General features: G+C 57.5%; 14 protein-coding genes and 5 pseudogenes. 11 read left to right on the top strand and 8 right to left on the bottom strand.

The features are described 5' to 3' along the window. Position 1 precedes the first annotated feature (1 nt). A complete protein-coding gene (ble, locus tag SB028_RS19820; protein ID WP_004201167.1) occupies positions 2-367 on the top strand; it encodes a bleomycin binding protein Ble-MBL in 366 nt (121 codons plus the stop codon). A 4-nt stretch (positions 368-371) separates the two neighbouring features. Beyond that, positions 372-1010: a phosphoribosylanthranilate isomerase gene (locus SB028_RS19825; protein WP_004201168.1), complete on the top strand. Its 639-nt coding sequence runs from the start codon at positions 372-374 to the stop codon at positions 1008-1010. 10 nt (positions 1011-1020) lie between these two features. Here SB028_RS19825 and SB028_RS19830 read toward each other — a convergent pair. The 3 genes and pseudogenes from SB028_RS19830 to cutA all read right to left on the bottom strand — a co-directional run. Next, positions 1021-1587 (bottom strand): annotated as a pseudogene (locus tag SB028_RS19830) (twin-arginine translocation (TAT) pathway signal sequence domain protein); the annotation flags it as partial. A gap of 90 nt (positions 1588-1677) precedes the next feature. Beyond that, positions 1678-2052: pseudogene (locus tag SB028_RS19835) on the bottom strand (protein-disulfide reductase DsbD domain-containing protein); the annotation flags it as partial. Between the two features lie 4 nt (positions 2053-2056). Beyond that, entirely contained in the window at positions 2057-2386 is a 330-nt protein-coding gene (gene cutA, locus SB028_RS19840) for a divalent-cation tolerance protein CutA (RefSeq protein WP_004201171.1), read from the bottom strand. A 193-nt stretch (positions 2387-2579) separates the two neighbouring features. Between cutA and groES the strand changes: the two are divergent. Next, positions 2580-2858: pseudogene (groES, locus tag SB028_RS19845) on the top strand (co-chaperone GroES); the annotation flags it as partial. 40 nt (positions 2859-2898) lie between these two features. Here groES and SB028_RS19850 read toward each other — a convergent pair. Beyond that, positions 2899-3603 (bottom strand): IS6-like element IS26 family transposase, encoded by a 705-nt coding sequence (locus SB028_RS19850; RefSeq protein WP_001067855.1) that lies wholly within the window; start codon positions 3601-3603, stop codon positions 2899-2901. Between the two features lie 84 nt (positions 3604-3687). Here SB028_RS19850 and SB028_RS19855 point away from each other — a divergent pair. The 4 genes and pseudogenes from SB028_RS19855 to SB028_RS19870 all read left to right on the top strand — a co-directional run. Further along, positions 3688-4365: pseudogene (locus SB028_RS19855) on the top strand (DUF3363 domain-containing protein); the annotation flags it as partial. 216 nt (positions 4366-4581) lie between these two features. Then, positions 4582-5796 carry a chloramphenicol/florfenicol efflux MFS transporter FloR gene (gene floR / locus SB028_RS19860; RefSeq protein WP_000214119.1) on the top strand — a complete coding sequence of 405 codons (1215 nt, stop codon included), beginning with the start codon at positions 4582-4584 and terminating at the stop codon, positions 5794-5796. 27 nt (positions 5797-5823) lie between these two features. Beyond that, positions 5824-6129, top strand: a complete 306-nt coding sequence (locus SB028_RS19865; protein ID WP_001255015.1) for a LysR family transcriptional regulator — start codon at positions 5824-5826, stop codon at positions 6127-6129. Positions 6130-6240: 111 nt separating this feature from the next. After that, entirely contained in the window at positions 6241-7734 is a 1494-nt protein-coding gene (locus tag SB028_RS19870) for an IS91-like element ISVsa3 family transposase (RefSeq protein ID WP_001120888.1), read from the top strand. Between the two features lie 235 nt (positions 7735-7969). On the opposite strand, the pseudogene glmM reads toward SB028_RS19870, so the two are convergent. Further along, positions 7970-8212, bottom strand: a pseudogene (glmM, locus tag SB028_RS19875) (phosphoglucosamine mutase); the annotation flags it as partial. Between the two features lie 86 nt (positions 8213-8298). Further along, on the bottom strand, positions 8299-9114 hold the full coding sequence (sul2, locus tag SB028_RS19880; RefSeq protein WP_001043260.1) for a sulfonamide-resistant dihydropteroate synthase Sul2: 816 nt from the start codon (positions 9112-9114) through the stop codon (positions 8299-8301). 306 nt (positions 9115-9420) lie between these two features. On the opposite strand from sul2, the gene SB028_RS19885 reads away from it, so the two are divergent. The 4 genes from SB028_RS19885 (at position 9421) to SB028_RS19900 (ending at position 12197) form a co-directional block, all read left to right on the top strand. Continuing rightward, positions 9421-9732 carry a hypothetical protein gene (locus tag SB028_RS19885; protein ID WP_000338945.1) on the top strand — a complete coding sequence of 104 codons (312 nt, stop codon included), beginning with the start codon at positions 9421-9423 and terminating at the stop codon, positions 9730-9732. Between the two features lie 173 nt (positions 9733-9905). Then, positions 9906-10691 (top strand): ParA family protein, encoded by a 786-nt coding sequence (locus SB028_RS19890; protein WP_001151304.1) that lies wholly within the window; start codon positions 9906-9908, stop codon positions 10689-10691. A gap of 3 nt (positions 10692-10694) precedes the next feature. Continuing rightward, the gene (locus SB028_RS19895) at positions 10695-11876 is read left to right on the top strand and encodes a ParB/RepB/Spo0J family partition protein (RefSeq protein WP_001207227.1); all 1182 of its coding nucleotides are present in this window, start codon (positions 10695-10697) and stop codon (positions 11874-11876) included. Between the two features lie 48 nt (positions 11877-11924). Then, positions 11925-12197: a helix-turn-helix domain-containing protein gene (locus tag SB028_RS19900; RefSeq protein WP_000703827.1), complete on the top strand. Its 273-nt coding sequence runs from the start codon at positions 11925-11927 to the stop codon at positions 12195-12197. A 52-nt stretch (positions 12198-12249) separates the two neighbouring features. Here SB028_RS19900 and SB028_RS19905 read toward each other — a convergent pair whose 3' ends face one another. Both SB028_RS19905 and SB028_RS19910 read right to left on the bottom strand, forming a co-directional pair. Then, complete coding sequence (locus SB028_RS19905) at positions 12250-12885, bottom strand: N-6 DNA methylase (protein WP_000074431.1); 636 nt, start codon at positions 12883-12885, stop codon at positions 12250-12252. 91 nt (positions 12886-12976) lie between these two features. Further along, positions 12977-13120, bottom strand: coding sequence for a hypothetical protein (locus SB028_RS19910; protein WP_000939033.1), 144 nt, complete (start codon positions 13118-13120; stop codon positions 12977-12979). Positions 13121-13221 lie beyond the last annotated feature (101 nt).

The raw sequence follows: 13221 nt of genomic DNA on the forward strand, positions 1-13221 counted from the left end.
CATGGCTGACCACGTCACCCCCAATCTGCCATCGCGCGATTTCGATGTGACAGAGGCGTTTTATGCGAAGCTGGGCTTTGCGACGAGTTGGAAGGATCGCGGCTGGATGATCCTGCAGCGCGGCGGTTTGCAGCTCGAATTCTTCCCCTATCCTGACCTCGACCCAGCTACGAGCTCGTTCGGCTGTTGCCTGCGGTTGGATGATCTCGATGCCATGGTGGCATTGGTGAACGCGGCGGGAGCCGAGGAAAAAAGCACCGGCTGGCCGCGCTTCAAAGCTCCGCAACTGGAGGCGAGCGGCCTGAGGATCGGCTACCTGATCGATCCCGACTGCACGCTGGTGCGGCTGATCCAGAACCCCGACTGACCGCATGCCCGCGAAAATCAAGATTTGCGGGATCAGCACACCCGAGGCGCTCGATGCGACCATCGCGGCGCGGGCGGACTATGCCGGGTTGGTGTTCTATCCAGCGTCGCCCCGTGCGGTTACGTCGAATGTCGCGGGCGCTTTGACATCGCGCGCAGCTGGCCAGATCGCCATGGTCGGTTTGTTCGTCGATGCGGATGATGCTGTCATCGCCGACGCACTGGTGGCAGCCAAGCTGAACGCGCTGCAGCTGCACGGTTCGGAATCGCCCGAACGCGTGGCCCAGTTGCGCGCGCGGTTTGGCAAGCCGGTGTGGAAGGCGCTGCCCGTCGCCAGCGCCAGCGATGTCGCACGCGCCGCAGCCTATGCCGGGGCGGCGGACTTGATCTTGTTCGACGCCAAGACCCCCAAAGGCGCGCTGCCCGGCGGCATGGGGTTGGCGTTCGACTGGTCGCTGCTGGCCGGATATCGCGGTGCCTTGCCGTGGGGGCTGGCAGGCGGGCTAAATCCGACGAATGTTGCCGAGGCGATTGCGCGCACCGGAGCGCCGCTGGTCGATACCTCCAGCGGCGTCGAAAGCGCGCCGGGCGTCAAGGATACCGACAAGATTACCAATTTCGCCTTTGCGGTGCGCTTGGCCTAAATCGCGTCGATCAATAGGCGTCGTTCAGCGCAAAGATCGGCTTGCGGGTGCGCCACTGCCCTCGGGTGAAGTCGGGAAAATCTAACGTGCGATTGCCCTCAGCAATCGATTGTTCCGACAGAGGCGTGATCGCGCTCCAGGCCAGCGCGTCGTAAATGTCGATTGGCATCGGGGCCTTGGCCTTCAGCGCCTCGACAAAAGCGTGGATCACGAACCAGTCCATCCCGCCATGCCCGGCCCCTGCCGCCAGATCGGCGTAGCGTTTCCATAGCGGGTGATCGTATTTCGCAAACCAGCCCTCGGCAGGCTCCCAGCGGTGCGGCTGTGGGCTCTTGCCCTCCAGATAGATCGACTTGTTGACGTCCATCCACAGCCCCTCGGTGCCTTGCACCCGAAAGCCGAGAGAATAGGGGCGCGGCAGCGAGGTGTCGTGGCACAGCATGATCGTTTCACCATTAGTGCAGCCGATCATGGTGTTGACCACATCACCCAGTGCGAATTTCACCTCGGCGTTGGGATGATCGGCAGAGCCGTTCTTGACGACATAATCATGCAGCCCGCGCGCCTTACAGCCGAAGCCGCCAGCGCCCGCTTCGCCCGGCAACGCGACCTTCAGGGTGCGGGTCTGCGGCGGGTAGCACACGCCGGCATCGGCGCAGCCCTGGTACTTCACGGTCAGGGTGGTCGCGCTCGCGCCGGCCGCGGGCGTGCCGGTGAGGGTGCCGAGCAATTCCTTGCGGTAGGTTTCGACGTCGCCGAAGAATTCGTCGCGGTAGGCCTTGCCCTTCAGCAGCGCCATGGTCGCGCCGGTGAAGGCGGCATCGGCCTTGACCGAGGTGCGGTGCCGGTACAGGTAATAGCCGTCGGCGATCCGCCAGCGCACCTCGATGCGGTCCGGCGCGGTGGCCTGCGCGGACAGGACGAAGACCTCGTCGACCGGCGGCAGTTCGAAGTCCTGGGCGACGGCCGAGGTCGCGGGCAGCGCAAGCAGCAGGGCGAGCCCGGCCAGCCAGCGGCGCAGGCGGATCGTGGATGCGGTCATTGGCTCAGTTTACCGGTCGGCTCTCGGCGGCCAGCCATTGCAGGTATTCGGGCAGGCCGGACGCGGCTTCGACCGCGAGCAGCTCCGGGAGTTCGTAGGGATGCAGTTGGCGCAGGCGTTCCTGCAGGGCGGGGTAGGCCTCGGCACTGGTCTTGACCAGCAGCAGGACCTCGGCCGCGGCCTCGACCTTGCGTTGCCAGCGATAGACCGAACGCAGGCCGGGCAGGAGGTTGACGCAGGCGGCCAGGCGCTCGGCCACCAGCGCGGTGGCGATGCGCTCGGCGCTGTCGGCGTCGGGACAGGTGCAGAAGCAGATCAGGGCGCTCACCGGCATAGGGTAGCGGCTGCCCCGATCCGGCGGGCCTGGCGGACATCCGCGTGCGGCCCTTGAAAGTCGGCGGGCCCGCCCCATCTCGGTGGCATGCCGGGTTCGCCCGGTTCTGTTGTCCGCGGTTTGGCACTCGCTTCGCGCGACTGCTAAAATCGCCGGGTTTTTCCACGTCAATCAACCATTTACCGAGGTTGCCATGTCCAATATCAAGCCGCTGCACGACCGCGTGGTCATCAAGCGCATGGAAGAAGAGAAGCTGTCCGCCGGCGGGATCGTGATCCCGGATTCGGCCACCGAGAAGCCGATCAAGGGCGAAGTCGTCGCCGTCGGCACCGGCAAGGTGCTGGACAACGGCCAGGTCCGCGCGCCGCAGGTCAAGGTCGGCGACAAGGTGCTGTTCGGCAAGTACAGCGGCACCGAAGTGAAGCTGGACGGCGTCGAGCTGCTGGTGGTGAAGGAAGACGGCACTGTTGCAAAGTTAGCGATGAGGCAGCCTTTTGTCTTATTCAAAGGCCTTACATTTCAAAAACTCTGCTTACCAGGCGCATTTCGCCCAGGGGATCACCATAATAAAATGCTGAGGCCTGGCCTTTGCGTAGTGCACGCATCACCTCAATACCTTTGATGGTGGCGTAAGCCGTCTTCATGGATTTAAATCCCAGCGTGGCGCCGATTATCCGTTTCAGTTTGCCATGATCGCATTCAATCACGTTGTTCCGGTACTTAATCTGTCGGTGTTCAACGTCAGACGGGCACCGGCCTTCGCGTTTGAGCAGAGCAAGCGCGCGACCATAGGCGGGCGCTTTATCCGTGTTGATGAATCGCGGGATCTGCCACTTCTTCACGTTGTTGAGGATTTTACCCAGAAACCGGTATGCAGCTTTGCTGTTACGACGGGAGGAGAGATAAAAATCGACAGTGCGGCCCCGGCTGTCGACGGCCCGGTACAGATACGCCCAGCGGCCATTGACCTTCACGTAGGTTTCATCCATGTGCCACGGGCAAAGATCGGAAGGGTTACGCCAGTACCAGCGCAGCCGTTTTTCCATTTCAGGCGCATAACGCTGAACCCAGCGGTAAATCGTGGAGTGATCGACATTCACTCCGCGTTCAGCCAGCATCTCCTGCAGCTCACGGTAACTGATGCCGTATTTGCAGTACCAGCGTACGGCCCACAGAATGATGTCACGCTGAAAATGCCGGCCTTTGAATGGGTTCATGTGCAGCTCCATCAGCAAAAGGGGATGATAAGTTTATCACCACCGACTATTTGCAACAGTGCCGTTTATTCTTCCTATACGTGCCGCGTTCCAGGCGGCGACTATGAGGGCTATGTCGATGCCCATGTGCGCCGGCTGGAGGCGCTACGCCGGGCCGGTATCGTCGAGCGGATCGACGCCGACCAATGGCGCATCCCCGATGATCTGGTCAGCCGTGCCGCCGCCCATGACGCCGGCCGAGACAGTCAGGCCAGCGTTCGCGTCCTTTCCCCGGTCGATCTGAACAAACAGATCGGATCGGACGGCGCGACCTGGCTGGACCGGCGGCTGATCCACGGCGAGACGGCCGACCTTGCGCCAACCGGCTTCGGGCAACAAGTCCGCGAAGCCATGGACCAGCGCCGCGAGCACCATATCGAACAGGGCGACGCCACCCGCAGCCGGGACAGCCGCGTCTTCTACCGGCGCAACCTTCTCGCCATCCTGCGGGAGCGCGAGGTAGCCGGCGTCGGATCGGATATGGCTTTGAGTAAGGGCCTGCCGTTCCGCGCCGCCACGGACGGCGAGAGCGTCAGCGGCAAGTTTACCGGAACCGTGCATCTATCGAGCGGCAAGTTCGCCGTGGTCGAGAAATCCCATGAGTTCACCCTTGTCCCGTGGCGGCCGATCATCGACCGCCAACTCGGCCGCGAGGTTATGGGCATCGTGCAGGGCGGGTCGGTGTCGTGGCAGTTAGGGCGGCAGAGGGGGCTGGAACGCTGAGTGCGCCCATGCCGCATTGCGAAGCAAAAGATAATCGGATAAAATGTAGCAATTCATATTCGTAAGCGTGGAGTAATCAGATGGGAAATTCCAAGTCAGCAGACAAGTAAGCCGCAACAACCAGTATTGTTGTTGCGGCGCTCTGTAAGGCTAGTCTCATCTGATTGCTGACGAGCAGACGTCGCCCGGTATTCCTTAATCGAGGGTTGATTCGTCATGACCACCACACGCCCCGCGTGGGCCTATACGCTGCCGGCAGCACTGCTGCTGATGGCTCCTTTCGACATCCTCGCTTCACTGGCGATGGATATTTATCTCCCTGTCGTTCCAGCGATGCCCGGCATCCTGAACACGACGCCCGCTATGATCCAACTCACGTTGAGCCTCTATATGGTGATGCTCGGCGTGGGCCAGGTGATTTTTGGTCCGCTCTCAGACAGAATCGGGCGACGGCCAATTCTACTTGCGGGCGCAACGGCTTTCGTCATTGCGTCTCTGGGAGCAGCTTGGTCTTCAACTGCACCGGCCTTTGTCGCTTTCCGTCTACTTCAAGCAGTGGGCGCGTCGGCCATGCTGGTGGCGACGTTCGCGACGGTTCGCGACGTTTATGCCAACCGTCCTGAGGGTGTCGTCATCTACGGCCTTTTCAGTTCGATGCTGGCGTTCGTGCCTGCGCTCGGCCCTATCGCCGGAGCATTGATCGGCGAGTTCTTGGGATGGCAGGCGATATTCATTACTTTGGCTATACTGGCGATGCTCGCACTCCTAAATGCGGGTTTCAGGTGGCACGAAACCCGCCCTCTGGATCAAGTCAAGACGCGCCGATCTGTCTTGCCGATCTTCGCGAGTCCGGCTTTTTGGGTTTACACTGTCGGCTTTAGCGCCGGTATGGGCACCTTCTTCGTCTTCTTCTCGACGGCTCCCCGTGTGCTCATAGGCCAAGCGGAATATTCCGAGATCGGATTCAGCTTTGCCTTCGCCACTGTCGCGCTTGTAATGATCGTGACAACCCGTTTCGCGAAGTCCTTTGTCGCCAGATGGGGCATCGCAGGATGCGTGGCGCGTGGGATGGCGTTGCTTGTTTGCGGAGCGGTCCTGTTGGGGATCGGCGAACTTTACGGCTCGCCGTCATTCCTCACCTTCATCCTACCGATGTGGGTTGTCGCGGTCGGTATTGTCTTCACGGTGTCCGTTACCGCGAACGGCGCTTTGGCAGAGTTCGACGACATCGCGGGATCAGCGGTCGCGTTCTACTTCTGCGTTCAAAGCCTGATAGTCAGCATTGTCGGGACATTGGCGGTGGCACTTTTAAACGGTGACACAGCGTGGCCCGTGATCTGTTACGCCACGGCGATGGCGGTACTGGTTTCGTTGGGGCTGGTGCTCCTTCGGCTCCGTGGGGCTGCCACCGAGAAGTCGCCAGTCGTCTAACCGACGACTGGTAGCAGGCCCGCTCCGATGCGGCGCACTAACCATCGAAACCTCGTGAATGTCGGTATCCTGTCTGGCAGGATACCGCTCATTTCCCTTGTTCAGTTCATCGCCGTCGCCGAGCATCTGAATTTTCGGCATGCGGCCAAGGCACTTGGTATCAGCCAGTCGAGCGTCAGCGCGCGTGTGAAAGCGCTGGAGGATAACCTTGGTGTCCTGCTATTTGAGCGCCATGCGCGGGGCGTTCGGCTAACAGACGCAGGCAGGCACTTCATGGAGCGTGTCACGGCGGGTGTCGATCAACTCGATCACGCAGTGAAGACCGCGGAGTGACGGGCACTGGCTGGCAATGTCTAGCAACGGCAGGCATTTCGGCTGAGGGTAAAAGAACTTTCCGCTAAGCGATAGACTGTATGTAAACACAGTATTGCAAGGACGCGGAACATGCCTCATGTGGCGGCCAGGACGGCCAGCCGGGATCGGGATACTGGTCGTTACCAGAGCCACCGACCCGAGCAAACCCTTCTCTATCAGATCGTTGACGAGTATTACCCGGCATTCGCTGCGCTTATGGCAGAGCAGGGAAAGGAATTGCCGGGCTATGTGCAACGGGAATTTGAAGAATTTCTCCAATGCGGGCGGCTGGAGCATGGCTTTCTACGGGTTCGCTGCGAGTCTTGCCACGCCGAGCACCTGGTCGCTTTCAGCTGTAAGCGTCGCGGTTTCTGCCCGAGCTGTGGGGCGCGGCGGATGGCCGAAAGTGCCGCCTTGCTGGTTGATGAAGTACTGCCTGAACAACCCATGCGTCAGTGGGTGTTGAGCTTCCCGTTTCAGCTGCGTTTCCTGTTTGCCAGCCGGCCCGAGATCATGGGGTGGGTGCTGGGCATCGTTTACCGCGTCATTGCCACGCACCTGGTCAAGAAAGCGGGCCATACCCACCAAGTGGCCAAGACGGGCGCGGTCACCCTGATCCAGCGTTTTGGATCGGCGCTCAATCTGAATGTTCACTTCCACATGCTGTTTCTCGACGGTGTGTATGTCGAGCAATCCCACGGCTCAGCGCGTTTCCGCTGGGTCAAGGCGCCGACCAGCCCAGAGCTCACCCAGCTGACGCACACCATCGCCCACCGGGTGGGTCGCTATCTGGAACGGCAAGGCCTGCTGGAACGGGATGTCGAAAACAGCTATCTGGCCTCGGATGCGGTGGATGACGACCCGATGACACCCCTGCTGGGGCACTCGATCACTTACCGTATCGCTGTCGGTTCACAGGCGGGGCGAAAGGTGTTCACTTTGCAAACTCTGCCGACCAGTGGTGATCCGTTCGGTGACGGGATTGGCAAGGTAGCCGGGTCCAGCCTGCACGCCGGCGTGGCGGCCAGGGCCGATGAACGCAAGAAGCTCGAACGGCTGTGCCGGTACATCAGCCGCCCGGCGGTATCCGAGAAGCGGCTGTCGTTAACACGAGGCGGCAACGTGCGCTACCAGCTCAAGACGCCGTACCGGGACGGCACCACGCACGTCATTTTCGAACCATTGGATTTCATTGCAAGGCTGGCCGCCCTGGTACCGAAGCCCAGAGTCAACCTAACCCGCTTCCACGGGGTGTTCGCACCCAACAGTCGGCACCGGGCGTTGGTCACGCCGGCAAAACGGGGCAGGGGCAACAAGGTCAGGGTGGCTGATGAACCGGCAACACCAGCACAACGGCGAGCGTCGATGACATGGGCGCAACGGCTCAAGCGTGTTTTCAATATCGACATCGAGACCTGCAGCGGCTGCGGCGGCGCCATGAAAGTCATCGCCTGCATTGAAGACCCTATAGTGATCAAGCAGATCCTTGATCACCTGAAGCACAAAGCCGAAACCAGCGGGACCAGGGCGTTACCCGAAAGCCGGGCGCCACCGGCTGAGCTGCTCCTGGGTCTGTTTGACTGACGAGCCTGAAGGCCAACGATACCAATCAAAATGCTGCGTTCACAGCGCCGCGGCAGGGATCCGCCGTGCTGGTTGTCGGAAAAGGAGCCGCTAGTGGGAAAGAGGAGGGTAAATTTTCAGCGTTGCTGGCTCCCCGTCAGCCGGATTGGGTTGCATCGCAGGGGTGTCGAAAGAGTCAACTGCGGTCCAAAGCTGTTGGACTTGGGTGAAAAGGGCGTTTATTCTTCCTATACGTTGTCGGCAGCGGGCCAAAAAGGAATACGTCCATGCCCATCGAGGTGAAACCGGCTGTGAGCGCGGGTTCAAGCATATAGCCCGACAGGCGCGTATCCTTGCCGATCACGACACGATGGCGGTGGTCACCGCGACGAAAGACACGGCCAGCCGCCATGCCGACGCGCAAGGCGGTTTCCGCCGTCATCGCGCCTTCGTTGGCTTTGCCACGAATACCGTCTGTGCCGAAATATTTGCGCACCATAAGGTCGATTATCCTGTCGTCGGGTCGCCCTCAAAGGGGACATGCCTGCTGAACCGCGAATATAGAGAAATATCCCGAATGTGCAGTTAACGAATTCTTGCGGTTTCTTTCAGCGCCGCCAATACCGCCAGCCCGTCGCGCAAGGGGCGCGGCTCGTGTGTGCGGATGAAGTCAGCTCCACCTGCGGCGGCGGCAAGCTCTGCAGCGAGTGTCGCGGCCCCGACATCCCCCGGACCACGGCCTGTGAGCGCGCGCAGAAAGGATTTGCGCGAAACAGACAGAAGCACCGGCAAATCGAAGCGCAGCCGCAATTCATCGAACCGCGCCAGCACCGAGAGCGAGGTTTCGGGAGCAGCCCCCAGAAAAAACCCCATGCCGGGATCAAGGACAAGGCGGTTGCGTTTGATACCGGCACCCGTCAGCGCCGCGATGCGCGCGTCAAAGAACGCCGCAATGTGATCCATGATGTCGCCAGCGGGTGCCTCGCGCCGATCTGCCTGCCCGTCTTGCACCGAATGCATAACGACGAGTTTGGCAGATGATTTCGCCAATTGCGGATAGAACGCAGCGTCTGGAAAACCGCGAATATCATTGAGATAGGCCACACCACGCGACAAGGCATAGGCTTGCGTCGCGGGTTGATAACTGTCGAGCGAGACGGGAATGCCATCTGCCTTGAGCGCGTCCAGCACCGGCGCGATACGCGCGATTTCTGTGTCGGACGAAACAGGCGCGGCGTCGGGATTGCTGGATGCCGGACCGAGGTCGATCACATCTGCCCCCTCGGCCATCAGCTTACGCGCCTGCGCAATGGCTGCGTCTGGCGCCAGATACCGGCCTCCATCGGAGAAACTGTCCGAGGTTATGTTGACGATGCCGAAAATGATGAGCGATTTATTCATGGGGGCTTCTATAATAATAATAATCGAGCATGAGTCTCATACGGATGCTCGGGTCGAAAGGGAATCCCCAGGCGAGTAACCTGTTTGCGGTGATCCATTAGCTGCAGGAGCAGAATAGCATACATCTGGAAGCAAAGCCAGGAAAGCGGCCTATGGAGCTGTGCGGCAGCGCTCAGTAGGCAATTTTTCAAAATATTGTTAAGCCTTTTCTGAGCATGGTATTTTTCATGGTATTACCAATTAGCAGGAAAATAAGCCATTGAATATAAAAGATAAAAATGTCTTGTTTACAATAGAGTGGGATAAATGGACGCTAAAGAACTGAACCACATGATAGCTGAGGCCTACAGCCGGGATTTGCAAAAGCCTGAGCTGGTATCGTTCAAAGAGGTGAGTCGCTGGGGGCGTAAGTACGGTTTCCCCGTCGTATGCACTCTGGCCGATGAAAGTGAAGAAAAGCAGATCCACTGGGCTGCCAGTTTGCTCATTCAAGTAGCCGGTACTTGGCCGCGAGAAGATATGCCGGAATTGCTCACACCGGAACGGGGCTCCGCGCTGTTCAACGATGCGATGCAGTTATTGGCGAATGGGCTTGGAGCAGCAAATCAATTGCGCTGACAGCACAAACCTTGTCAATAAGCGGCCTTCATGGCCGTTTTTTTGTTTAAAGTTTGTTTTAACAGAACCATAATTAGATATTGCAGTATCATTTTATGATCGCTACAATCTTTCACATGTGAAAGTTTGGGGGTGGTCTTGATCACCTGCGAGAAACCAAAATAGAGGTGGGTATGGCAAAAGTAATCAGCTTCGCCAACCAGAAAGGCGGAGTGGGTAAGAGTACCCTCTGTATCCAGCAGGCCTTTTATCTGGCGTTACAGAAGAAAAAGAAAGTGCTGGTCTTGGATATGGATGGTCAGGGGAACACGTCCTCTCGACTGGCCCCCAGACGAGAGCTTGAGGATGGTGACTACGAGCCCATCCTCACAGGAACCAAAACCGCAGAGCTGTTCGCTTACGAGCTGGACGGCATTGAGGTCATGCACTGCCCTTGCGGTGCAGACCTCATTCATACGCCGAAAAACGACCCGGATCTGTTTGAGATGGAGGCTGTGCCTCTTGACCAGGCCATGAATCCGGCTCGCCATTTGGCTGAGCTGTTTGAGAACTACGACTACGTGCTGATTGATTGTCCGCCTAGCCTCGGCAGAAAGCTGGTGGCAGCGTTGGTGATGTCTACCCATGTGGCATGTCCAGTAAAGCTCTCTGGCTTCGCTGTGGACGGCGTAGAAGGTCTCCTGAACACGATTATTGGTGTGCGCGAGGCGTACAACCAAGATTTGGAGATCCTGGGCATCGTGATCAACGACATGGACCGCTCTGTCAATCACGACAAAGCCCTCAAGTCGCTGGAGAACACAGTTCCGGATCTGTTGTTTGAGAACAAAATTATGCACCGGCCTCCGCTCGATACGGCGACGACTGATGGCATCCCTGTCTGGGAGCTTCGCTATGGACATGTCGCGGCCAAAGAAGTTGAGGCGGTGTTGGAAGAACTATTAGAGAAGGTGGGCTAAGCGATGGCATTGAACAATTTAAAAGGCCTGTCCGAACTTGCTAAAGCCGCCAAAGGCAAGAAAGGCAAAGAGGTTCTTACCGTACCTGTTGACGACGTTGTATCCAAGGTCCAGGTTCGTAAGCGCTTCCGTAACATTGAAGAGCTGGCGGCAACCTTGCTGACCGAAGGGCAGCAGTCTCCGATCATCGTGTTCCCGAAGAACGAAGAAGGCAAGTTCGTCATCCAAAAAGGGGAGCGGCGTTGGAGAGCGTGTAAACACGCTGGTATCGAGACCATTGACTTGGTGGTGAATGATAAGGTCCAGAACAACTTGGACGAGACTGCTGGTGAGCTGATCGAAAACATCCAGCGGGATGACTTGACTCCGGTAGAGATTGCCGAGGCGTTAAACCTGTTTATTGAAGAAGGTTGGAAGCAAAAGGATATTGCTGATCGGCTCGGTAAGAATATCACTTTCGTATCTACGCATCTGTCGTTGCTCAAGCTACCTGACTGTGTGCGTGAGTTATACGATAATGAAGTATGTTCTGATACAGAGACCTTGAATAACCTTCGTCTCTTGTTCGATCTGAATGAAGAAAGATGTCGCGCCGTCTGCGCGGTGGCTATGTCTGACGGGATTACTCGTAAACAAAGCCGTGAGCTGCTGAATGATGCCAAACGTATCAAAGACGAAATGGAAAAAGGCCCACTGACTGGCTCCCACCAGAATGATGAGCTTGGCGCTGGCAACACCGACGAGCAATCCCTCAACTCGGGTGGGGATGGTACGTCGGAACAAACCGGGAATGACGACCTGAACCTTGCCCAGGAGGAACTGGAAGGGGGTAAAAATTCCAATGGTCAGGACGATGATGACGAAGACCCTTTGCGTGATGAAGAGGGTGAGCACAAAGATCCTGTCAAGCAGCCAGATAACAGCGGCAAGGACAAAGATGAAGAAGGCGGTGATGCTCTTCCTCCTCTGCCGAAGGACAAGGAATGGAAGAACGTCCGGGCTGACAGTTTGATTTTTGCTGTCAACGTTAACCTGGATGGCGAGACCAAACGTGGAGTCATCATGACCGACCGTGTTGCTCTGGTTCCGTCTACTGTCTGGGTTAAAACGCTCGATGGCGAAGGCAAGGAAAAGCATGTTCATGTGCCTGTGTCAGACATTGAACTCCTGAGTGTCGAAGGCTAATAAAGGAGGCCCAGCCAGAGAGGTTGGGCCTGTCAAGAACAGGTGAATATGAAGATCTCACAGGACATGAAAAGAAAATTTGCTTTGGTGAATGCCCTGTCTAAAACGGAGAAGCCAAGTCTCCAAGACCTTCACAAGGCAACAAATATTCCTGAATCAACGATCAAGAGACAGTTGTCTGCCCTGCGTGATGAGTTCGGAATGAATATCTTGTTCGTCAGGGAGTCTACCGGCGAACGAGGTGCCACCGGCTACTACATGCTGACAGACTGGGGGATCTTAGACAGGTCTTCGTTCTTGAACCGGTACGGAAAACTGTAAGGTGCCATAGAGCAGCGCATTGAATGCAAAACCCGCCAATCGGCGGGTTTTTTTATGCTGCCACGGTAGCGGCGGTTGCTGGAGGTTTTTCGGCGTAGTAGGCGATGTTCTTGGTTCGTCTGCTAAGGGTGTCTATGCCGACGATACTCAGCGTTTTGGGAGTGGTATTGCGGGACTCGAAATAATGGAATAGCTGGATCATGCAGCACTTCACCATCAACGGATCGATGTCTTCCAGGTAGATTGAGGCTTCTCTCAATGCTTCGGGACCGTGGTTCTCGATCAGGTTTTCCATCCAGTGAATGGCGTTGATGCCAGAACCACAGCAGGGCTCATAAAAGTCTGCCGAAGACTGTGAGCCAACAATGAGTGACATCAAGCGGCCAATCTCTGGAGGAGTGGGGAAGTAATTGGTGCCCTTCTTGTGGAAGCCAGACATGCTTAGGACGTAACCCAAAACATCGCTGGTGGGGTCGCGCTTAATGGCGGCAGACAGGACGTGAGAGAGCTCGAAGGCGACCGGCTGAAGTTCTTCCGGGATCTCCTCCTTGGCTGGGTATAGGCCAGTCTGCAAGTATGCCCACTGGTCAATAAAGGCCTCAACAAACCGAGATGTGCCCATTCTGTATCGGGACTGCTCGATGAGAGATAAAGCCTTGGATGTAAGTTGCTGTGTTTCTGGTGACATAAGCGCTCCAGTTTGTTCTGACGAAACATTCAAGAGGTAGAAACGAAGAACCCCGCCGAAGCGAGGTTCTTTGCTTTCCTGCCTGATCGCCTTAATGCCGAAGCAAAGACGTCTTGATAAAGTCGGGGCAACCGGACATTTCCCGGTCGATGAAGTCCTGACGTTTCGCCAGCGGCCATTTCATGAACGCCGCGAGCGGGATGCGCTTATTCGTGTTAGTATTGCCTTGCAGCATAACAAAGCTCCTTAATTGCTTGATTGTGTTGTAAGGGCTGCAACGAAGGTCGAAGAGCGATGCGGCCCTTATTTATGATTATTACAGCATCATAAAATAAT

The organism is Proteus vulgaris, from assembly GCF_033708015.1.
In the GTDB taxonomy this organism is placed as follows: domain Bacteria; phylum Pseudomonadota; class Gammaproteobacteria; order Enterobacterales; family Enterobacteriaceae; genus Proteus.

What these genes read in the sequence shown, in the direction of transcription:
- SB028_RS19885 (WP_000338945.1), top strand. Translation starts at nt 9,421, where the DNA reads ATGGACGCTAAAGAACTGAACCACATGATAGCTGAGGCCTACAGCCGG.
- ble (WP_004201167.1), top strand. Translation starts at nt 2, where the DNA reads ATGGCTGACCACGTCACCCCCAATCTGCCATCGCGCGATTTCGATGTG.
- sul2 (WP_001043260.1), bottom strand. Translation starts at nt 9,114, where the DNA reads ATGAATAAATCGCTCATCATTTTCGGCATCGTCAACATAACCTCGGAC.
- floR (WP_000214119.1), top strand. Translation starts at nt 4,582, where the DNA reads ATGACCACCACACGCCCCGCGTGGGCCTATACGCTGCCGGCAGCACTG.
- SB028_RS19895 (WP_001207227.1), top strand. Translation starts at nt 10,695, where the DNA reads ATGGCATTGAACAATTTAAAAGGCCTGTCCGAACTTGCTAAAGCCGCC.
- SB028_RS19825 (WP_004201168.1), top strand. Translation starts at nt 372, where the DNA reads ATGCCCGCGAAAATCAAGATTTGCGGGATCAGCACACCCGAGGCGCTC.
- SB028_RS19900 (WP_000703827.1), top strand. Translation starts at nt 11,925, where the DNA reads ATGAAGATCTCACAGGACATGAAAAGAAAATTTGCTTTGGTGAATGCC.
- SB028_RS19865 (WP_001255015.1), top strand. Translation starts at nt 5,824, where the DNA reads ATGCGGCGCACTAACCATCGAAACCTCGTGAATGTCGGTATCCTGTCT.
- SB028_RS19905 (WP_000074431.1), bottom strand. Translation starts at nt 12,885, where the DNA reads ATGTCACCAGAAACACAGCAACTTACATCCAAGGCTTTATCTCTCATC.
- SB028_RS19890 (WP_001151304.1), top strand. Translation starts at nt 9,906, where the DNA reads ATGGCAAAAGTAATCAGCTTCGCCAACCAGAAAGGCGGAGTGGGTAAG.
- SB028_RS19910 (WP_000939033.1), bottom strand. Translation starts at nt 13,120, where the DNA reads ATGCTGCAAGGCAATACTAACACGAATAAGCGCATCCCGCTCGCGGCG.
- SB028_RS19870 (WP_001120888.1), top strand. Translation starts at nt 6,241, where the DNA reads ATGCCTCATGTGGCGGCCAGGACGGCCAGCCGGGATCGGGATACTGGT.
- cutA (WP_004201171.1), bottom strand. Translation starts at nt 2,386, where the DNA reads ATGCCGGTGAGCGCCCTGATCTGCTTCTGCACCTGTCCCGACGCCGAC.
- SB028_RS19850 (WP_001067855.1), bottom strand. Translation starts at nt 3,603, where the DNA reads ATGAACCCATTCAAAGGCCGGCATTTTCAGCGTGACATCATTCTGTGG.